Annotated in this window: 21 protein-coding genes and 1 other annotated feature; of the genes, 5 read left to right on the forward strand and 16 right to left on the reverse strand. The window is 42.8% G+C overall.

Annotation, left to right across the window (positions count from 1 at the left end):
- Positions 1-7 precede the first annotated feature (7 nt).
- Positions 8-1,510 (reverse strand): spore germination protein, encoded by a 1,503-nt coding sequence (locus L6I86_RS03135; RefSeq protein ID WP_236284509.1) that lies wholly within the window; start codon positions 1,508-1,510, stop codon positions 8-10.
- 284 nt (positions 1,511-1,794) lie between these two features.
- Here L6I86_RS03135 and L6I86_RS03140 point away from each other — a divergent pair, with 284 nt between their 5' ends.
- Complete coding sequence (locus L6I86_RS03140) at positions 1,795-2,013, forward strand: hypothetical protein (RefSeq protein ID WP_056621509.1); 219 nt, start codon at positions 1,795-1,797, stop codon at positions 2,011-2,013.
- A 19-nt stretch (positions 2,014-2,032) separates the two neighbouring features.
- On the opposite strand, the gene L6I86_RS03145 is transcribed toward L6I86_RS03140, so the two are convergent.
- From L6I86_RS03145 to L6I86_RS03165, 5 genes are all read right to left on the reverse strand, one after another.
- Positions 2,033-3,100 (reverse strand): Gfo/Idh/MocA family protein, encoded by a 1,068-nt coding sequence (locus L6I86_RS03145; RefSeq protein ID WP_236284511.1) that lies wholly within the window; start codon positions 3,098-3,100, stop codon positions 2,033-2,035.
- 93 nt (positions 3,101-3,193) lie between these two features.
- Positions 3,194-3,832, reverse strand: coding sequence for a class I SAM-dependent methyltransferase (locus L6I86_RS03150; RefSeq protein WP_236284514.1), 639 nt, complete (start codon positions 3,830-3,832; stop codon positions 3,194-3,196).
- A gap of 152 nt (positions 3,833-3,984) precedes the next feature.
- Positions 3,985-4,170 carry a twin-arginine translocase TatA/TatE family subunit gene (locus L6I86_RS03155; protein WP_057313821.1) on the reverse strand — a complete coding sequence of 62 codons (186 nt, stop codon included), beginning with the start codon at positions 4,168-4,170 and terminating at the stop codon, positions 3,985-3,987.
- Positions 4,171-4,203: 33 nt separating this feature from the next.
- Entirely contained in the window at positions 4,204-5,415 is a 1,212-nt protein-coding gene (locus tag L6I86_RS03160; protein WP_236284516.1) for a ZIP family metal transporter, read from the reverse strand.
- Between the two features lie 20 nt (positions 5,416-5,435).
- Positions 5,436-6,485 carry a multicopper oxidase domain-containing protein gene (locus L6I86_RS03165; RefSeq protein WP_236284523.1) on the reverse strand — a complete coding sequence of 350 codons (1,050 nt, stop codon included), beginning with the start codon at positions 6,483-6,485 and terminating at the stop codon, positions 5,436-5,438.
- Positions 6,486-6,815: 330 nt separating this feature from the next.
- On the opposite strand from L6I86_RS03165, the gene L6I86_RS03170 reads away from it, so the two are divergent.
- Together L6I86_RS03170 and L6I86_RS03175 are read left to right on the forward strand one after the other, a co-directional pair.
- Positions 6,816-6,989: a hypothetical protein gene (locus L6I86_RS03170; protein ID WP_157257061.1), complete on the forward strand. Its 174-nt coding sequence runs from the start codon at positions 6,816-6,818 to the stop codon at positions 6,987-6,989.
- A gap of 75 nt (positions 6,990-7,064) precedes the next feature.
- On the forward strand, positions 7,065-7,403 hold the full coding sequence (locus tag L6I86_RS03175) for a hypothetical protein (RefSeq protein ID WP_236284524.1): 339 nt from the start codon (positions 7,065-7,067) through the stop codon (positions 7,401-7,403).
- A gap of 51 nt (positions 7,404-7,454) precedes the next feature.
- On the opposite strand, the gene L6I86_RS03180 is transcribed toward L6I86_RS03175, so the two are convergent.
- Together L6I86_RS03180 and argS are read right to left on the reverse strand one after the other, a co-directional pair.
- Complete coding sequence (locus L6I86_RS03180) at positions 7,455-8,654, reverse strand: CapA family protein (protein WP_236284525.1); 1,200 nt, start codon at positions 8,652-8,654, stop codon at positions 7,455-7,457.
- A 135-nt stretch (positions 8,655-8,789) separates the two neighbouring features.
- Complete coding sequence (argS, locus tag L6I86_RS03185) at positions 8,790-10,502, reverse strand: arginine--tRNA ligase (protein ID WP_236284526.1); 1,713 nt, start codon at positions 10,500-10,502, stop codon at positions 8,790-8,792.
- A gap of 52 nt (positions 10,503-10,554) precedes the next feature.
- Positions 10,555-10,776, reverse strand: a binding site (T-box leader).
- A gap of 280 nt (positions 10,777-11,056) precedes the next feature.
- Between argS and L6I86_RS03190 the strand changes: the two genes are divergently transcribed.
- A complete protein-coding gene (locus L6I86_RS03190) occupies positions 11,057-11,794 on the forward strand; it encodes a glycosyl hydrolase (RefSeq protein ID WP_236284527.1) in 738 nt (245 codons plus the stop codon).
- Between the two features lie 221 nt (positions 11,795-12,015).
- Here L6I86_RS03190 and L6I86_RS03195 read toward each other — a convergent pair whose 3' ends face one another.
- Both L6I86_RS03195 and L6I86_RS03200 read right to left on the reverse strand, forming a co-directional pair.
- A complete protein-coding gene (locus L6I86_RS03195; RefSeq protein WP_236284528.1) occupies positions 12,016-12,351 on the reverse strand; it encodes a cupin domain-containing protein in 336 nt (111 codons plus the stop codon).
- Between the two features lie 12 nt (positions 12,352-12,363).
- On the reverse strand, positions 12,364-13,011 hold the full coding sequence (locus tag L6I86_RS03200) for a hypothetical protein (RefSeq protein ID WP_236284530.1): 648 nt from the start codon (positions 13,009-13,011) through the stop codon (positions 12,364-12,366).
- 139 nt (positions 13,012-13,150) lie between these two features.
- Here L6I86_RS03200 and L6I86_RS03205 point away from each other — a divergent pair, with 139 nt between their 5' ends.
- Positions 13,151-14,266, forward strand: coding sequence for an AbrB family transcriptional regulator (locus L6I86_RS03205; protein WP_236284532.1), 1,116 nt, complete (start codon positions 13,151-13,153; stop codon positions 14,264-14,266).
- Positions 14,267-14,287: 21 nt separating this feature from the next.
- On the opposite strand, the gene L6I86_RS03210 is transcribed toward L6I86_RS03205, so the two are convergent.
- From L6I86_RS03210 to L6I86_RS03235, 6 genes are all read right to left on the reverse strand, one after another.
- Positions 14,288-14,836, reverse strand: coding sequence for a GNAT family N-acetyltransferase (locus L6I86_RS03210; RefSeq protein WP_236284534.1), 549 nt, complete (start codon positions 14,834-14,836; stop codon positions 14,288-14,290).
- Positions 14,826-15,536 carry an aspartate/glutamate racemase family protein gene (locus L6I86_RS03215; RefSeq protein ID WP_236284536.1) on the reverse strand — a complete coding sequence of 237 codons (711 nt, stop codon included), beginning with the start codon at positions 15,534-15,536 and terminating at the stop codon, positions 14,826-14,828. Before L6I86_RS03215 ends, L6I86_RS03210 begins: the two co-directional genes overlap by 11 nt.
- A gap of 19 nt (positions 15,537-15,555) precedes the next feature.
- Positions 15,556-16,119 carry an MOSC domain-containing protein gene (locus L6I86_RS03220; protein ID WP_236284538.1) on the reverse strand — a complete coding sequence of 188 codons (564 nt, stop codon included), beginning with the start codon at positions 16,117-16,119 and terminating at the stop codon, positions 15,556-15,558.
- A gap of 173 nt (positions 16,120-16,292) precedes the next feature.
- A complete protein-coding gene (locus L6I86_RS03225) occupies positions 16,293-17,234 on the reverse strand; it encodes a methylenetetrahydrofolate reductase (protein ID WP_236284540.1) in 942 nt (313 codons plus the stop codon).
- A 110-nt stretch (positions 17,235-17,344) separates the two neighbouring features.
- Positions 17,345-18,109 (reverse strand): sugar phosphate isomerase/epimerase family protein, encoded by a 765-nt coding sequence (locus L6I86_RS03230; protein WP_236284542.1) that lies wholly within the window; start codon positions 18,107-18,109, stop codon positions 17,345-17,347.
- A gap of 137 nt (positions 18,110-18,246) precedes the next feature.
- A complete protein-coding gene (locus L6I86_RS03235; RefSeq protein WP_236284544.1) occupies positions 18,247-19,113 on the reverse strand; it encodes an MBL fold metallo-hydrolase in 867 nt (288 codons plus the stop codon).
- Positions 19,114-19,119: the final 6 nt, after the last annotated feature.

A 19,119-nucleotide genomic window follows, 5' to 3' on the forward strand; every position in this document is an offset into this window, starting at 1 on the left:
CTCCCTGCTAACGCTTTCGTATTCGATCACTGCCTTCATCGAGTGATGTCTCAGGACGCTTAAACACAAGCCATCTCGGTAAACGAACCAGCGTATCCTCTAAATCTGCTTTGCGGTATGGTGAAAATGGAGACATAAAAGGCTCTCCGAAAGAACGAAGAGCACACAGATGAAGCAATAACACAAACAACCCCATGGCAATCCCGAATAACCCAAAACTTGCCGCAGCCCCCATAAATACAAACCGAAGCAGACGCACTGGAATAGACATGCTATACGCTGGCAGCGTAAATGTTGAAATGGCCGTTACTGAAACGACAATAACCATGGCTGCCGAGACAATTCCCGCTTCAACTGCGGCTTGTCCGATGACAAGTGTGCCAACGACAGATACGGCTTGTCCAATCGCTCGCGGCATACGAAGACCTGCTTCTCGTAAAATCTCGAAGGTAACTTCCATGACAAGCGCTTCAATAAATGCGGGCAATGGCACCCCTTCACGTTGCGCCGCCAGCCCGATTAACAGTGATGCTGGCAGCATATCGCGATGAAAAGTCGTTATTGCGATATAAATGGAAGGCAGCAGCAAAGAGATGAATACCGTGCTAAATCGAAGTAGACGAAGCAGAGTTGCATAATAGGCTCTTTGATAATAGTCCTCCGCTGATTGAAAAAATGTAACGAGTTGCGTAGGTACTAGTAAAATATTAGGCGTGCCATCTACAAGAATCGCTACCTTCCCTTCTAACAATTGGGCCGCCGTGGTGTCTGGGAGCTCAGAATTGTAAACAGTTGGAAAAAGCGAATACTTATTATCCTCGATTAATTCCTCGATATAACCACTGTCCAAAATGCTGTCGATATCAATTGCATTTAATCTAGAACGTACGAGTTCGATTACGGATGGCTTGGCAATCCCGTTCATGTACATGATCGTTACGTCGGTTTTTGTCATCCGACCGATTGATATCGTCTCCAGCCACAGCCTTGGGTCTTTTATTTTACGTCTAATTAACGAAGTATTGGTGCGCAGTGTCTCGGTAAAACTTTCCCTAGGTCCACGTATGGACGTCTGGTTCGTTGATTCAGTAACATCTCGCCCCTTCCACTGACGAATATCTGCGCGATACGCGTGATGCTGCTGATTAAATAAAATAATAGCCTCGCCTGAAAGTAAATTCTCATACAGAGCTGCCATATCCGCTACGGTTTTAATGGAACCCAATCCAGTCAGCAGCTCCTTGGCAAGTGTTTCTGTATCCGAATTGTCTCCATGTGCGTCCTGTGTGACATTCCTAACCATCATTTTTAACACATCGAAAATATATGTATTAATGGCCAATGTATCGGAAAGTCCATCGATATACACTACTGCGGCCGCTACTATCAAAGTGCCATCATCTTGTATTTCACGAATGACGACATCGTCGCTTCCACCTAAATCCTTCATGATTCGTTCAAGGTTTATTTCAACATTCGGGTCAATAGGAATCGTTGCATCATCTGGCATGATGTGAATCCCTCCTTATTCTCATCCCTTCCCCATTATGACCATTTGACTTGGTAGATAAACGGTGATGAATGAGTAGGCCAATTCTTGTTGGAACAACAAAAAGCCGTTACCAAAAGGTAACGACTAGAATTACATAGTAGAATAAGAAAGAACATATCTTGCTTAATTCGCATTTCGTAGCTAACTGCGAATATACTCAAGTAACAACGGAACGATTAGGAACATTACTTAAGATTCAGCCAGCCGCCATGCGGCGGCGACCGAAAGGGAGGGCGTTATTCATGATGATGACCTTGACATCCGATGGAGATCTATTTATTGCCGCGCTATCTCAAACAACGGTATCCGTGTGGCAAACAGACGAGAATGGTGTTTTCTGTGAAGTTGATCGCGGTATCATCGAAGAGTTCACAAGAATATCCATTCGAATGAGTACGATCACCGATGAGATTGCCTTTTATTTTCGCGACGATGGGACGGAATTTCGAGCTGAAACCTAAAACCAATTGTGCCTGATTGTTATAGATAACTAATTCGTTTCCCTGATCTAGCCGATTCGTACACATCCATAACGAGATTAAATGCTTTAAAGCCCTCAGGTCCATTCAACCCGTAGCTGCGATCGGATAATAGATGATCATAGAAATCAGCAATTTGAGTACCGTGACTGATTCCCCAGTACGATTTGGCCCCTAGATTCGTCGTTTCTGGTGAGGTCAGCATCGTTTGCTCACCATCTATCACGCGATACAACGTATCTCCCGTGAGTACGAGTTTCCCTTTCTCAAAGACAAGCTCAATCTCAACAGGGGAATTTACCCCATACGCGTTCGTTGCATAGAAGATAGCCGTTGCTCCACTTCGATACGTGAGGTGTGCATGAACGGTATCTTCTACTTCAATAATTCCCTCAAGTGAATCCGTCGACATGGTTCCTTTAATACTAGCTACTTCGCCGCCTATCCATTGAAGTAAATCTAACGTATGAATGGACTGGTTAATCAGGACGCCACCGCCTTCTGTGGCCCATTTCCCTTTCCACTCTGTTTGATAATAGGACGCATCTCGGGACCAAGTAACAATTCCTTTTTGACAAAGTAACTTCCCTAGTTCACCGGATTGGGCGGTTTTCTTCATGATTTGGGAGGCTGGATTATATCGATTTTGGAAAATAACACCAAGCTGTACATGCGGATTCGCTTCTGCTGCACGTAACATCGTTAGCGCTGCTTCTTTCGTTTCAGCCATCGGCTTCTCTGTAAGAACATGCTTACCTGAATGAAGCGCATCCACCGCCATTGGCGCGTGCTGGTAATGTGCCGTACATATATGAACGACGTCAATATCAGGATTTTTCAACATGTCGAGATAATCGGTGTAATACGCACAGTCATATGTTTCTGCTGTTTGAGCCGCTAATTCGGCGTTCGTGTCAACTACGGCTACGAGCTTCGCTGTTGGTATTTGTGAAATAGCTTTCAGATGAACACCGGAAATCGCCCCGCAACCAATAAGTGCAATGCCAATTTGTTTCATTGGAATCCCCTTTTCTGCTTCGATATAATGGTCCAACTTGATGTTATACATGTATATATTAGAGGTTCGCTCATCCTACACCAAATCCTTTACGATTCTGCATGCGCAAATTGACCACTTATTGCTTTATCATGACTTTTCCGCTTACTTGCGTGGTTTTAGCGCAATTTCCCACAGCTTCTTCTTATTGGTATACCGATCCATTTCGTACTCCTCCATATGCAGGTAAGTCCACTTTTCATTATCAAAAAATCGCGCTATCTCTTCTCGATCAAAAAACCTACGGTATATCCCTTCCGATTCCATAAAATATTTATCTATCGTTGGAATGACGTTTCCTTTATTGCTAATTTCATTGGTCGAATTCAACCTGCAAAGTAAAATACCATCTGTTTTCAGCACGTTATAGAGATCTCGGATGACTTCATGGGTAGTCGCTTCATCGAAATAATGAATACTGAGATCAGCAATGAGGACTTGTACAGAATCTTTATGAAAAGGAAGCCCCTCTGCCATATCCAAACAAAGCGTTTGAATATCTGGCAGAAAAGTCTTTAATGTACGGATGGCCACTTCGGAGATATCACAAGCGATTGGCGACAGTCCATGTTCTACAAGGTACTTGGCGTTATTACCGACACCACAACCAAGATCAACGATAAGATCTGCCTGTCTTGTTTTCGATACGTATTCATGCCAGTATTTGTCCAACCAGTTATCGAAAGTAGGTTTGAGGTCGAGCCTTTGATACGATTCATTCCAATATTGTTCTAGTGATGTCATTACTTTGCTCCATCCGTTATGCGTTTTTGTTTTATATATACTACTGCAACAAGCAGTAAAATCCAAGGTATGCATAAAAAATAAGCTGCCCAATGAAGCAGCTTACGCTTCTTCTGGACAGCCCTCTCACATTCACCGAAATCTCATTAAGATCAATGTGTATCTTTCTGCTTATCTTTTGTCTCTTCTTCTTCCAACAATCCCTTCGTTCCTTGTCGAAACTCCTTGATTGTCGTTCCGAAAGCACGACCTAGTTGCGGAAGCTTCGTTGGTCCGAATAAAAGTAATGCAACTCCTACGATTACAATAAGACCTGGTATGCCAATACCTGATAACATGTGAGTCACCACCCTTCCCTTTATTGAGAAAACTTAAAATTTCACCATTAACGCAGTTACATACATGATTAATATCCCTGCTGTAAGTCCACTGAAGTTTAACCAAGATACCGGAGATAATCCTTTTTTCTCAGACTCTTTAAGAATCATTTTCGAAATAACGTAAATGACCTGCAGAATCGCACCCGCACCGATACCGAAGAAGAGAGCAGCTAATGTATCGTTAAATATGAAACCACCCGCCCATGTACCTATTATAGCAGGTCCGCCGGCGATTAATGCTAATTTGACAAATGTCTTCCACGTTGGGCGATCTTTCAATAGCGGAGCTGCAATACCTACACCCTCTGTAATGTTGTGAAGGGTGAAACCAATGATAAGGAAAGTCCCTAATGCTGCTTCCCCAACTGCAAAAGCTGAACCGATCGCAAGACCTTCTCCAAAATTATGAAGCCCGATGCCTGTTGCGATTTTATTAGCTACACGTTTGCCCACATAAGACTCACTGCTTAATTTACGCTCATTCGACTGGTCGACAGCAATCAGGAATAAACAGCTCAGCAAGGCCCCAAACCACACTAACCCGGAACCTTGGAAGACGCCTGGCGCTTCTGCAGCCATCTCAAAGCCTTCGCCAAAGGTATCAATGACTAGGAAGAACAACAGACCAACGGTCAAGGCAAGAATCGCGTGCATGCCTCTAACCGAGAATCTACGAAGAAATGGATACCATAATAGGCCAAGCCCTACGGGAATTACCCCTACATAAAAGCCAATTAGCGCGTATTGCCAAAATAACTTCCCATTCGCTTCTGGCGTAGCGGCAGCAGCTGCTACTTCACCTAAGAAAATTAAACCATTCGACGTGATGAGTTTCACTTCATGCGGATCGCCTTGAACCCACGGGTATGGGATATGGATCATGCCTTGTTCGAATCTTTTTAACGTATCACTCGGTGAGAATGAAGCATTCCAAAATGCGCCATCAACGACGACTTGAGCGATGGTTACTTCTTCTGGTCCAGAGTTCAGTACTTTCACTTGAATGCCGTCATCATTTAGTGTGATTTTCTCTACATTCAAGACTTCGATCGGAGCAGCAGGTTCGTTCTCTATGCCGGTACCCACTTTGGCAATCGTTGTAATAATGGCTAATAGCAAGATTAAGGGCAGAAGGCCCCATAGAATAGCTTTTATTTTAGAAGAAGATGATGATGGCTTAGTGGTTTGATCGTTAATACTCATATCGTACGTCGCCTCCTTTCTTATTCAGCAATGAAGAATCCCATCCAACCTAGTTCCGCAAATTCGCTTTGATGCGCATGAAACATGTATCGACCGGGCCCCGGAAACACAATTTCCAGAATCCCACGTTCACCCTGGCATTGCATAATGGTATCGGTATACGCAGGTCGAGCTTCAGGATCTGCCCCCGTAGCGTAGTAGTTGAAAAAGTTCGCATGAAGATGAAAGGAATTAATTAAATCAAATTCAGTCAGATTGCTTAAGTAAATACGTACAAGCTCCCCTACTTTCACTTTAATCGGTTCCTGCTGATAGGCAAATGCATAGCCATTCACGGTGTAAATTTCATTTTCCCCGTCGAGATCCAGATCGTAGCCATTCATCAGCATGTTGAATTCCTTGGCAGCAGCTCTTGGTTTCTTCGGGTCAATGATGAAATTGCCATAGAGACCTTTATGGATATGTCTGGCTAAAGGAGCCACATGGCAGTGATAGACGTGCATGCCAGCTGGTTTGGCTTCAAATTCATACGTAAAAGAATCCCCAGAAAGCACAGATTCAAGACCATCCATATTCGTAGGATGCATCCCATGAAAATGAATCGAATGTGGATGAAGTGTTCCATTGGTAAATTTCACGCGAAGGACATCACCCTCGGTACAACGGATAGTTGGACCAGGTATCGTCCCATTGAACGTCCAGCCTGGAAACTTGATTCCCTTGGCAATCTCCACATTAGCCTCATAGGCTGCGATCTCATATTCCCTAAGCGTTCTACCGTCTGGAAGCTTACTTACTTTGCCATAATCAAAAGCGGTCAGTGCATGTTGCGCAGCTTTGAAACCTTCCGTTACTTCGTTGCTTGGCACATAGCCATGCTTCATACCTTCATGTAATTGTTCTTTCATGGCATGGTGAATATCATGTTTATCTTGCGCTTGTGCGATCGGTGGCCTACCGAATAATGAGGAAGGATTCAATAATGCACTCCCTATCACAGCAAACGCTCCTGTCGTTCCTAGCTTTAAAAGATTACGTCTCGATAGCTTTTTATCTGATTTCTGAAACATCGCTATGACCTCCTATTATAAATTGCTTGTTTACAATTTTTTTTACCTAGGGAAACATTTTGGGTGAAAATAAAGTTTCCAGTGGGACAAAAAGTTTACCAAAGGAAACACCGTGATTTAACTATATGCTGAATGGTCACGAAAGTAAACCTATTTGTTAAAAAATTCTATACATCTGCCAATTTCACAAAATCACATGCATATTCGACAAAAGTAGCCTAATTCTCATCGATGGTTTGACAAATATTTTCGTCTATTGAATTTATAATAAAGTAAGGTTTACTGTTGAGGTTCTTAACTATTGTGCATACATTTGGGAGGATGATCGACATGGACGAGCAGTTTATTAAAAGATTACACACACTTAATCGTCGCGATTCATTAAGGTCTTTACTGCTAATCGAAGGTGTTCGCCTCACTCTCAGACGTAAAAAACAAGTAAGCTTGTTCAAAAGGCTTTTTAATCGCAAAAAGCAAACCATAACTGCAAAAGGGTGGAAATAACGGTTAAGATAATAAATTCATAGGGCTATTCCTCGCTTAGCGCCGCCTTTTATAGTAAAATGGTGTCTCAGCTACATGAAATGGATACGGGGTGTAGGAATGGCCATTAGCTTTACGAAAACAATTGTTACTCAGTTAACAAAAGAAATTGCAGACCTTGAAAGCAAACAGGTAAACGCGAAGAAAAAGAAAGAACAAGCCCAAGCCAAAATTAATCAGATTGGGCGAGATATGAAATTAAGCCAGTCACATAGTGATTTGAGCAGCAAAATGTCACGCGTAAATAAGCTGAACGAAGAGATTAAGACAAGTGATCGTCTACAAAAAGATATCGCGAAAGAATTGGCAGCTAAGAAAGCTGCATTGAAGTCGAATCTCGCTAAAGCGACTCCGAAGGATGAATCCTCATCGTAATTGATAGCAAAGCAAAACACCGCCCTGCTAAGGAGCGGTGTTTTTGACTTCTCACATTGACGACTTAATGACCAGTTCAGGCATATGGGTTCGCATATGTTTTTTTATCAGTTCATAGTGAGATTTAGCATGTTTAAGTTGATCATTGGTTAACCTATCCATTGAAATAATTTGGAAATGACGTCCTTGCTGACTGTACGTATAGGTTGGAAGAAAGCTGGGCTTAATGAGCTCAATCTTTTTGATATTCTCTTTAGTGGTTTTCAACACGTCAATGGTTGCCATGCCACCTATTTGCTTATATAAGTTGATTTGAGCGGATAGAAAGTTGCCCAGCGAATAAATAACAAAGGCTCGATGCCCTTGCTTCCCTTCTACCCAAGCAGGCGGTTGTAAGACATGCGGATGGTTCCCAATGATGATATGAACCCCCATGTTCGCTAGTTTTTGAGCAAGACTAGTTTGGCTGGCATCCGGAAATCGTTGATATTCATTTCCCCAATGAAGTGCAACCACGATGACATCCGACAATTGTTTGGCTTGTTCCACATCTTTACGAATTTGGGAATCGTCGATCCGATTGACCAAGAACGGCTTTCCCTTTGGTGTTGATATCCCATTCGTTCCGTAGGTGTAACTTAAGAAGGAGAACGTAATCTCATTTCGCGTAACCGTCCGAATATGGTCCCGATCGTTCTGGGATTTAAATGCACCCGTGTAGGGAATCCCAAGAGTATCCCAATAAGTGAGTGCGCTTTGAATGACCTTTTCGCCACGGTCTAGCGCATGATTATTGGCAACCGTAACGACGTCCACTCCCGCTATTTTCAGAGCATCTCCAATTTCGTGAGGGCTATTAAATGTTGGATAACTGGATAGCCGAAGATCCTTGCCACCAATCATCGTTTCTTGATTAGCAACAAGGATATCTGGTGCTTGTAATAAGTTCGACACCCCGCTGAAAATGCGATTAAAATTATACGTATCATCTTTCTGCTTCGCGTCTATATAAACTTTATCATGGATGAGGATATCCCCGATTGCAGCAAGCGTAACCTGAGAGACTTTGGTTTCTGATTCTGCTTGTTTCTTTGAGGTCGAATGATATTGTTGTATCGGTGGAGACGTCATCTGGACAAAGGGTGCGACTTGCTTCGCTTCCATGCTAGGATCTTTAGGCGTAGCCGTACTTCCTAAGCATCCACTTGCCAATAAGCATGTCGAAACAATCGCAGCAGCTCGCTTTAGCACGACAAACCAGCTCCTTAAGGGTTAAACCTTGTATTGCCAAATAGTATTCCCCCTAAGAAAATCTCTCATGAATGAGGATTTTTACCAATTCATTTCGCTCAGCCTATTTTAATTTATTATTAATGATTAATGTCATTAAATTTCTTGAGGAGCTTGCAATCCAATAAGTTTCAAGCCATTACGCAACGTAATTTGAACGCATTGAACCAGTGCTAGTCGTGCTTCACGTAACTGTGCATCCTCCACTAAGATATAACAGGCATGGTAAAAGCGATTAAATGCTTGGGCAAGATCAATGAGATAACGTGAAACGATCGAGGGTTCGAGCTTTACCATGGCCTGCTCTACTTTTTCCGTAAATAAATAGAGCATTTTCATAACCGCCATGGCCTCTTTATTATGCAAATTAGCTCCGACTACCTCATTTGTTTGCATCGCATGTCTGTCAGCCAATACCGCTTTCTTCAGTACACTGCATGTTCTTGCATAGGTGTACTGCACGTAGGGCCCCGTTTCACCATCGAAATTAAGAGCTTCCTCCCATGAAAAATCAATATCTTTAATTCGATTCGCACTCAAATCGTTAAATATTACTGCTCCAATACCAACTTGCTCAGCAACTATAGCTTTATTCGCCAAGTTTGGGTTTCTCGCTTCGATAACATCCCTTATTTTCTGAATGGATTGCTCCAGCACGTTCTCCAGTCTTATCACATTACCCTTACGTGTTGACAAGCTCCCTCCTTCAATGCTCACGCGGCCAAATGGGACATGCTCAAGCTTGGAGGACCACGCATAGTCCATTAATTCAACAACCTTAAACAACTGCTGGAAATGAAGATTTTGAGCATAATCCGTCACATAGATCAATTTCTCAAATTCGTACTTACCCGCTCTATAAATAGCTGCCGTTAGGTCACGCGTATGATACAGGGAACTGCCGTCTTTCTTCAGCATTAATGCTGGAGCCATGCCAAAATCATCTAACCTAACTAATAAAGCACCCTCATCTTCTACCAAAAGCTGCTTCTCTTTCAGCTCCTGTATGACGGGCTCCATCTTGTCATTGTAGAAGCTTTCACCTTGAAATGCGTCAAATTTGACACCTAGCAGGTTGTAAATCTTCTGAAATTCGGTAAGGCTGATCTCAATAAACCACTGCCACAAAGCTAGGGCTTCTTGATCACCCTGCTCCATTTTCGTAAACCAAGATCTAGCTTGATCTTCTAAAGCTGGATCTTTCTGAGCCTCCTCATGAAATTTCACATACAGATCGAGAAGCTCATCGATAGCTCTAAGGGTTACAGCCTCTTTACTGCCCCACAGTTGGTAAGCAACAATCAACTTCCCGAACTGTGTCCCCCAATCGCCTAAATGGTTAATCCCCACACAGTTGTATCCAAGAAAGGCGTGGATATGATATAACGCATTGCCAATCACCGTGGATCTCAAATGTCCAACATGAAAGGGTTTGGCAATATTCGGAGAAGAATAGTCAATCACCACCGTCTTGCCATGTCCCAACTTCTGTGATCCATATCCATCTCCAGCTTGACTTATATGACGAATAAGAGATTCTGCAAATGTAGACTTCTTGAGAAAAATGTTTAGATAACCGGATACGGCATTCATCTCGTCAATGTGCTCGTCTTTTAGGGTTGTTTTTAACTCTTCAGCAATGACTTGTGGTGACTTACTTAGGGTTTTGCTTAGTCGGAAGCATGGTAAAGATAGATCACCTTGATCCGGATTCGCTGGGTATTCCATCCATGCCATCATGTCCTGTACCTCGAAACCCGTGAGTACCGATGTAATTTTCTCTGCAAAATATTGCTTATAATTTAACATAGCGTTTCTCTCCTATCATTTTCTAGAAAATATAAAAAGCCCCCGTCTCTATAAAAGAGACGAGAGCTGAAAATTCCCGCGGTACCACTCTAAGTGTTAAACCTCTGGTTTAACCCCTCTGTTTCGTAACGGTCGTGAGACCGGATTTACCTACTCTCATTTTCGGCAAACCATTTCCTGGGTCCGTTTCATTCTTAACATCCGTACCGGCTTACACTGACCCGGCTCGCTGTGACTGTCCGTTAGGAATTACTGTCCCATTCATTAATATTTCGATATGAATTTTTCAATATCTTACAAGGGATCCACGGGAATGTCAAGCCCATATTCATCAGAGCATGATGGTTATAGAAGTGTGCTAACATCCGAAGATCCATAACTTGTTTCCAAAAAAATTAGACTTCTTCCCCATTCAAAGCATTTACAATTGTACCATTCGCATCAGAGGAGGGAAGATAATAACTAAATAAATGTAAACGTTTTCTATTAAGACAATGCAATGAATGAGTCGAAACAGTTCACTAAAACCAATCCACTCTAGGAGGAAATTACGAATGTTGAACACATGGTTGTCCAAATTACTTGCCACAACACTTATTGTGGTCCTGCTCGGTTCCGGTTTACCATCGTTAGGTGCACCAACTGCTCATGCTGCAACCCCTGTTAATCCTAATGCGACGCAAGCTGTGCAAGATGTTCTTAATTATTTCGATACCGTCCAAACGAATAATCAAATCATCTCTGGACAGTACGTACGAGGGCAAAATTATGGCTACTTAGAGACTGATCACCTCTATAATTTGACTGGCAAATACCCGGCGTTGATTGGTTATGATCTTTTATACAACGTGACGAATGCTTCCGATCTCGGCAAATGGCGCTCCTTTATTGTCGATCATGCGACGGACTATTGGAAAAAAGGAGGACTTGTCACCCTTTCTTGGCATGAGACAATACGGACAGAAGATGCTAATTGGAAAGACTTCATTGTGTATGACAGCTCGAGCAGAGCAGCCTTGCATGTGGGCCTACAAGGCAATTTCTTAAAGGTATATGATGGTGCAACAACGCTTTCGAGTATTGAACCCATCACCAGTGGCACCTGGTATGATATCAAAGTTATCATGAACACCGATACCAAAAAGTTCGACATATACGTCAATGGCGCTAAGAAAGCCAATCAATTCAGCTTCAAAAATACAGCAGCGTCCGATGTCAGTCGGTTAAAAGTTGGCGTCGCCGCTGATGCTACGGGCGTCTACTATATGGATAATGTTTTTATAAGTAAATAAGTCAATGGCTATCTCAGCCCTAAGCCGCTGAGTTCTTCTGAGATAGTCTGATTTTTCGATTATCTCAGCCTTCATTTATGGACTATTCCCAATTTGGAGCACGATATCTCTGCACCACGCCAAGTTACAGAACGTAGTTCCGTTTCGCAGCACCGTAAACACTCCTGGAACATTCACCTCACAAAAAAGACACCCCTCAGGTGTCTTTTTACATTCGCACACTATTTATTGGCGTGTTCTGCAGGCGAAAAGAAAACTAAAGTAGTTAAGTCTTCCGTAATATTAAAGAATCTATGGTCTTTATGAGCCTCTACGAATAGAACGTCCCCTTTGCTTATTTGTGTAATTGTATCTCCATTTTGAAACGATGCTTCACCTTCAATGATGAAATAAACCTCATCTTCTGTATGTGGCTTTTGTTTATCCAGTTCACCTTTATTCAATTTATATAAGCCTACACTCATTGACGATACCTTTAGAAACTCATAATACGCATTTTTTTCTACTTCTTTCAACTCATTAAGATGATTTCGCAAATCCATTAATTTAAAATTCACCGTACTATCCCCTTATCCTTTCAGATCACCAACATAATAAGCAAACACTTGATCAATCGGTTTAAAATATAGATGTCCATCCTCTTCCCATGGCTGAAAATGCAGATCCATCCGTGAATCGTTCCAATTCTTGGGAGTCCCTTTCGTGCTTAGACGTCCTGTCACAACTGGCTCCTCAATCACTTTGGGAAATTCCTGATAACCGAATAGCAAGTTCTCATGCATTGCAATGATTTCATACTTTTCCCCGTGAAAAGCACGCTCCTCTTGCAGCTGATAATGATAATAGATGTAACTGCTCATCATCTCTGGTTTCAAATGAGCAACCCTTCCCACCCGCGATACCACGGGTTCTTTTCTCAACCAGTGCTCCGCGCTTGCAGGCTCGTTAAAATGAAACACATCAATCATTAATATCCACTTGCGAGGCTGTTCCTGTCCTGGCCATTCCTTCAAAAAAGGCATCGCAGCTCCAGCCACTTCATCAGGCAATACCTCTCGGCTCATGCACTCATAATAGAGGAATAGGTTGTCCCGCCAGACGAATGCCGCAGCTGTCATTAGCTCACCTTGCTCTACCAACAATTGTGCTTGTTTGTCTAGTTCTAGTGCTTTTACACCGGCGTCTTTCATCCCTAATTGCCATTCAGCACGATACATCCTTCTTAAGATCATGATGACTTACCTCGACTTTCCGTATTGGTTTTAAGGCTTAATTAACAAAATTGTAACGTATTTGAACGCTTAGTAGAACTGTGCTAACATAAGTACAGTTCTGTCAAGGTGGTGAATTGGAACCATGGTAATGAATAAGATCTTCCTACATAAGCCCATTAAGCTATTCCTGGCTCTCATTACTGCCCTGTTAGGTGGTTACTTGTTCCAACTTATACATATTCCCATCCCATGGCTGCTTGGACCGATGATCGCGGTATTCATTGGTTCCACTGTGTTCAAAGAGCGATATGCATGGCCTACCCCAATTAGAAATGCAGGACTCATCATTGTCGGGTATACGATTGGTCTCTCCATGACCGCGACAGCTTTACATGAAATGGCGATTCAGCTGCCTTCTATGCTGCTCATGACACTGCTCTTAATGCTACTCTGCGTATTCCTTGCCTACTTCATCTCCAAGCTATCTCGGATTAACTTCAAAACGGCATTGCTCGGAAGCATCCCTGGCGGTCTTACACAAATGGTTATTTTGGCGGAAGAAACAGAGGGTATCAATTTAACCATCGTGACCGTCTTGCAAGTCATTCGCCTCATGATGATCGTTATCAGTGTACCGTTACTAGTGTTTAGTCCGATCATGGGTAATCAGCATTCCGTTGAAACTCTGATTCAATCGATTACGACTACGACAGCAAGCTGGGGTGCCCTAACACCGAATATCTTCATATTCGCCGTAGTCAGTATCAGTTGTGCACTTCTAGGTAATAAAGTCAAATTTCCAACTGCCTTTTTGCTCGGACCTGCCTTCAGTACCGCAATCATTCAACTACTTGGACTTCATGGACCAGCGCTGCCAACAAGTATAATTAATGCAGCACAAATCATGATTGGTATCCAGGTTGGATTAATGCTCAAACCAGCCCAACTCAACCACAAGGTTCGGATCATTTCGCTTGCAATTGGCAGTAGTCTAGTCCTTCTTCTAGGCTCATTTGGACTCAGTTTTATCTTTATGCAGCTGCATGCCATCTCCAAATCAACGGCCTTACTCAGTCTCGCACCAGGAGGAATGGACCAGATGGGGATCATCGCTCACGAAATTAATGCTAATTTATCCGTCGTTGTTGGCTATCAGTTATTTCGCACTTTTTTCATATTCTTTGCGGTACCACCACTATTACGGATGCTGTTCAAATATAGCGCAACCAAAAAGATTATCAGAAATAGCCCCTCCTAATCAAGGAGTGGGCTATTCTCATTACCCTTTTACACGATAAGCTTTCTCATGATACTCGGTAATATAATCGAACAATTGTCTCCCGTCATGCTGTTCGAACGCTCCCAAGCTCAAGTACATGGCCCGATAGGTTTCAGGGACCCAAATGTAGGTGTGCACATAATCGGTCAAATGAAATCCAGCTTTTTCCCAGAATCGAATCCGATCCGCATTTTCCTTGGAAGGTTCCGCCTCGACCTCAATGACGATACCCAGACAACCTGCTTCGTTCTCTGCCCAATTTCGAATGTCACGCATACATGCCAAACCTACACCATGACCTCGTTGCTCTTGGCGAACCGCAATATAATCGATAATAAGAATGCGTGCTTTGGTATTCAACGCGGTAAGTGCCATTGCCACCACATCCTGATCAAGGCTCCACGTGTGCAGCATACAAATACCTCTTTCGAACATACTTCGAATGAGTGCGCGATTTTTTCTACCGTGTTCAGGAAAAGCCTCTTTATATACGTGCTCCGCTTTTTCCCAAAGTGCTTCATCCCACTGAGTCGTTATTTTATAAATCATGCTCAACGTCCTTTAATGCAAAATCAACCGCATATTCAGCATGAATTTTCGTTGTATCGAATAAAGGAACCGTCGCATCCTGCTGAGATATTAAAAGTGTAATTTCCGTACAGCCCAAAATAACCGCTTCCGCCCCTTCATTAACTAAATCTCGGATGATCTCTATATAGGATTGCTTGGAATCCTCCTTTATCGTTCCGAGACATAACTCCTCGTAGATAATATCATGAACAATTTTCCTAGACTCTGCAGAAGGGACAAGGACTTCCAGCTCATATTTGTCTACAAGTCTGCCTTTGTAAAAATCTTGTTCCATTGTAAAGGCTGTACCGAGTAAAGCCACTTTCTTAATACCAGCTTTTACAATCTCATTGGCTGTTGCATCCGCAATATGAAGTAACGGGATGGATACGGCGTCTTCAACTTCTTTGGCCATCTTGTGCATCGTATTCGTACAAATCACAATGCAATCTGAACCGGCGGATGCCAGTTTTTGAGCCGACTCGATCATGACTCTAGTCGCTTCCTCCCACTTACCTTCATGCTGGAGCGTTTTGATCTCATGAAAATCCACCGAATACATGAGGCTTTTGGCCGAATGATGCCCACCTAACTTTTCCTTTACCCGCTGATTGATGATTTGGTAATAGAGCAAAGAGGATTCCCAACTCATACCACCAATTAATCCTATTGTTTTCATACCGATTTCCTTTCATTCTCTATACTCGTTCGAGTGGACGATATGGCTCCACAGGTAGGATAACGCGGATTTCATCACCAACTCGAACTTCTCCACCGGATAACACGATCCCCATCACTCCGGCCTTACGGACGAGGTTGCCATTTTCATCATGATCCAATACGGCTTGCAACAACCCTGACTGGAAATGATCGATTTGTGCACATGGATTACGTAGTCCAGTAACTTCAATGACAGCTTCCACACCGATGGTTAGCTTTGTTCCGGTTGGCAGTCCAAGTAAATCTATGCCACGTGTTGTAATGTTTTCACCCAATTGACCGGGCTTTACGTGAAAACCTGAACGTACTAATTCGTCGAATAACTCCGAATGAATGAGGTGAACCTGGCGAAGATTGGGTTGATTCGGATTTTGTGCAACACGTGAACGATGCTTTACCGTCTTTCCCATATGTGCATCGCCTTCCACGCCTAGTCCAGCCAGGAGCCGAATGCCCTCGAACGTCTGTTTACTAAAAGAATGTGTTGCATAACGACTGGTTGACAGAACTTCTCCAATTTGAGATTCATGGTTAATGGCCATTCCTAACTCATCCTCTCCGATTTTGAAAAACTCTTTTCAACCTTATTTTACTTCCAATCCTCCACAAAGCCAACTCGCGTTGACAAGCCCTGATCTACTTCACATAGAGTTTCGCTAAAATGAAAACAAGGAGCATCTGCTAACGCAGATCTGCTCCTTCTTCTTGCATACTCTTAAAAAACAAACGATGATCTCATCTTCTTCGCCATCATAGCTTTGATTTCATGCACCAATTGAATTGAAGCTTCGATTTCAACTTTTCGTGTGGAGACACTTTCAACACTGCACCCGATCGGAATCCCTTTTTCAAGGCCGAATTCAAAAATTTCCTCAAATATTTGTTGGGAAACCGATACTGATTTATCCAAGACATCATGCGAATATTTCAAATCATTTTCCAACCATTTGGGAATGGAGATCCCAAGCCATTTCATGAATTCTAGCGTCTTCGTCGAGCCGCACGGTGCAATATTCATGAGGATTGGCACCATATCGAGCTTATTTTCTTTACAATGATAATAATAATCCGATAAGAAATTCTTGGACGCTTCAACGTTATATGTCGCTTGTGAAATGAAAAAACGACTGCCACTCGCTATTTTGTTGATCATTCTGAGATGTTCATCATCTTTTTTCATATGTCTTTCGGGGATTACCACGGCCCCTAAAGTTAGATTGTCATTCAGCTTTCTGCTTAACGCATATGCTTCTGGAAGACCCATTTGAACATCTTGTTTACTGGAAGATGCCCCAACAAATACGGAGAATCGCTCCTCTTCAAGATCAGCTTGAATCCATTCCGCCAGCTGTTCCTCTGTGTATTTCCCCACACATCGATAAATAATTTTCGGGATATGTAACTTGCTCAAGTACGTCTTACTATACGTAGTCGGGTCAACCGTCTGTAAATAGGGAAAAGGACGATCTTGATCGATACGATCACTTTCCTCCTGAACATCATAGAGAATTAAGCCATCTATTTGAAGTTTCTGAAGTCTCTCACATTGTTTGTGTGAAATTTCAGCCATTTTCTCTAGCGAATGCGTTTCCTTAGGAGGTGTCATACCGTAAGTAATGATACCTGTTTCTCTTCTAAGAATTTTGTCTTTTAACATTGCGTCACAACCTTATCTGCCTAATTCCCGAAAATGAAATCACAGTTAATTACTCGGTATTGTATATTTCGACCCCTTTTAGCTAAATCCTTTTCAATTCGGTAGGATCTCTACATGAACTTCGCTCTCATAAAAGCTAAACTTGCCGCGAATTCTTTCTCTGGATCATGAACGGTACACTCCGCTGAAATCATCCCCGCATAGCCAGATGCTTTCAACGCTGCCGCGAAATGATCATAGGGATATTCACCTGTGCCAGGTGACAACCGTCCCGTATCCGCAAGATGAATATGCTGGAGCCAATCCTTATTTTCAATCAGGGTGGAAATCGGATCCTGCTCCTCATCCATATGATAGAAATCTGCCAAAACTCGAATCGTAGGAAGACTAACCTGCTTGGCCAACATCACTGCATCCGAAACCGTATTCACGATGTTGGATTCCTTTTGATTCAAGGGTTCAATGGCCAGTGTAACACCTGTTCCTTCGAACTCATCTCCGATTCGTGTTAGTAACTGAAGAAGCTGTTGCTCTGCGCGATTACGATCCCAACCATCCGGAATTTGACGTGCTTTTCCACTGCCGAGAACGGCTGTTGTGGCTCCAATCTTATTTAAAGCGCTTGCAGCTTTATGGATATAACGTCTGATTCTTTCCTCATCGGCTTCTGGACCGACCACTTTCAAATCTCCTGGGAAAAATATACTGAATGCCTGTACGGGAAGCGGACTGTTCAAATACATGGGAAGCTTGGCGGCAAAATCCGCCTCATCCTCTAAATTTAATGCTACGAGCGCGCATTCGATATAATCAAAGCCCAATTGTTTAAGTCTCTCCGCTTCTTGAATCCCACTGCACCATCCAAATGTGTACATGTACATTCCTCCCTAACGGCTTATAAGTTCATTTCTCCCTATTTAATATACCAAGGAATTACAACGAAGTGGATCTTTTATTTGAAACACAAAAAAGAACTGCCATAGGACAGCCCTTTCATTTCAATCTATTTCAATTATTTAAAATAGATAAATCGCTCTCCCGCGGACATCATATGGAACTTCTGCGCAGGATACGTGTGGAACAAATAATCAACGAAGTAGGCCGGATTATCACGATTATTGGAAAACATATCGTAATGGATAGGGATTAGTAGATCGCACCCAATCTCAACGCCAAAATCTGCCGCTTCACGGAAGTTCATATTGCCTACAATTCCTCTTGAGGTCCGTGCGTAATCGCCTCCATTTATTGGAAGAAGTGTTACATGAGGCTGAAATTGCTTGGCATGCTCGATCAACGCTGGTGTGACAACCGTGTCTCCCGTATGGAAGATTCTCACTCCGTTGATTTCGATAAAATAACCCAAATAGTACTGATTCCCATCTTGATCCGTTTCATAGGCTGTGTGCGCTCCCGCAACAGGAGTTATGGTAACACCACGTCCGGAAATCACCTGCTCTTGCTTGGCAGCAATGATTCTGCTTGCATCCACTTCTATATCATGCAGCAAATTCACATGTGAAGCTGGTGCCACGAATTTCGTCTCTGGATGAGCCTCAGAAACACCTTTGATCGTAGTTAAATCCATATGATCATTATGGAAATGCGTGAGCAATACGATGTTTACATCTAGCTCCTGAGGCGTAAGCGGCGGTGGAATTTCCCTTTTAAATTCCGTATCAGGATATTCCAATTCAATTGAATAACTTAGATAAGGATCGATACAAATGACTTCGTCTGAACTACCGCCTTTTATCAAAGCCCCGGCTTGACCCAAACTCCAGATTGCTACCCCATCCACTGGGACAATCGTACGTTGAATTTCCTTCAACAGCGATTCACCAGCATTGTAAATTGGTCTTAAACGTTCTTTTCCCATGTCGGT

This window comes from Paenibacillus allorhizoplanae, from assembly GCF_927798215.1.
Lineage (GTDB): Bacteria > Bacillota > Bacilli > Paenibacillales > NBRC-103111 > Paenibacillus_E > Paenibacillus_E allorhizoplanae.

Coding starts and splice junctions, on each gene's coding strand:
- L6I86_RS03140 (WP_056621509.1), top strand. CDS start 1,795: ATGATGATGACCTTGACATCCGATGGAGATCTATTTATTGCCGCGCTA.
- L6I86_RS03150 (WP_236284514.1), bottom strand. CDS start 3,832: ATGACATCACTAGAACAATATTGGAATGAATCGTATCAAAGGCTCGAC.
- L6I86_RS03200 (WP_236284530.1), bottom strand. CDS start 13,011: ATGTATCGTGCTGAATGGCAATTAGGGATGAAAGACGCCGGTGTAAAA.
- L6I86_RS03145 (WP_236284511.1), bottom strand. CDS start 3,100: ATGTATAACATCAAGTTGGACCATTATATCGAAGCAGAAAAGGGGATT.
- L6I86_RS03155 (WP_057313821.1), bottom strand. CDS start 4,170: ATGTTATCAGGTATTGGCATACCAGGTCTTATTGTAATCGTAGGAGTT.
- L6I86_RS03230 (WP_236284542.1), bottom strand. CDS start 18,109: ATGTACACATTTGGATGGTGCAGTGGGATTCAAGAAGCGGAGAGACTT.
- L6I86_RS03135 (WP_236284509.1), bottom strand. CDS start 1,510: ATGCCAGATGATGCAACGATTCCTATTGACCCGAATGTTGAAATAAAC.
- L6I86_RS03205 (WP_236284532.1), top strand. CDS start 13,151: ATGGTAATGAATAAGATCTTCCTACATAAGCCCATTAAGCTATTCCTG.
- argS (WP_236284526.1), bottom strand. CDS start 10,502: ATGTTAAATTATAAGCAATATTTTGCAGAGAAAATTACATCGGTACTC.
- L6I86_RS03170 (WP_157257061.1), top strand. CDS start 6,816: ATGGACGAGCAGTTTATTAAAAGATTACACACACTTAATCGTCGCGAT.
- L6I86_RS03225 (WP_236284540.1), bottom strand. CDS start 17,234: ATGTTAAAAGACAAAATTCTTAGAAGAGAAACAGGTATCATTACTTAC.
- L6I86_RS03220 (WP_236284538.1), bottom strand. CDS start 16,119: ATGGCCATTAACCATGAATCTCAAATTGGAGAAGTTCTGTCAACCAGT.
- L6I86_RS03175 (WP_236284524.1), top strand. CDS start 7,065: ATGAAATGGATACGGGGTGTAGGAATGGCCATTAGCTTTACGAAAACA.
- L6I86_RS03165 (WP_236284523.1), bottom strand. CDS start 6,485: ATGTTTCAGAAATCAGATAAAAAGCTATCGAGACGTAATCTTTTAAAG.
- L6I86_RS03215 (WP_236284536.1), bottom strand. CDS start 15,536: ATGAAAACAATAGGATTAATTGGTGGTATGAGTTGGGAATCCTCTTTG.
- L6I86_RS03160 (WP_236284516.1), bottom strand. CDS start 5,415: ATGAGTATTAACGATCAAACCACTAAGCCATCATCATCTTCTTCTAAA.
- L6I86_RS03190 (WP_236284527.1), top strand. CDS start 11,057: ATGTTGAACACATGGTTGTCCAAATTACTTGCCACAACACTTATTGTG.
- L6I86_RS03235 (WP_236284544.1), bottom strand. CDS start 19,113: ATGGGAAAAGAACGTTTAAGACCAATTTACAATGCTGGTGAATCGCTG.
- L6I86_RS03210 (WP_236284534.1), bottom strand. CDS start 14,836: ATGATTTATAAAATAACGACTCAGTGGGATGAAGCACTTTGGGAAAAA.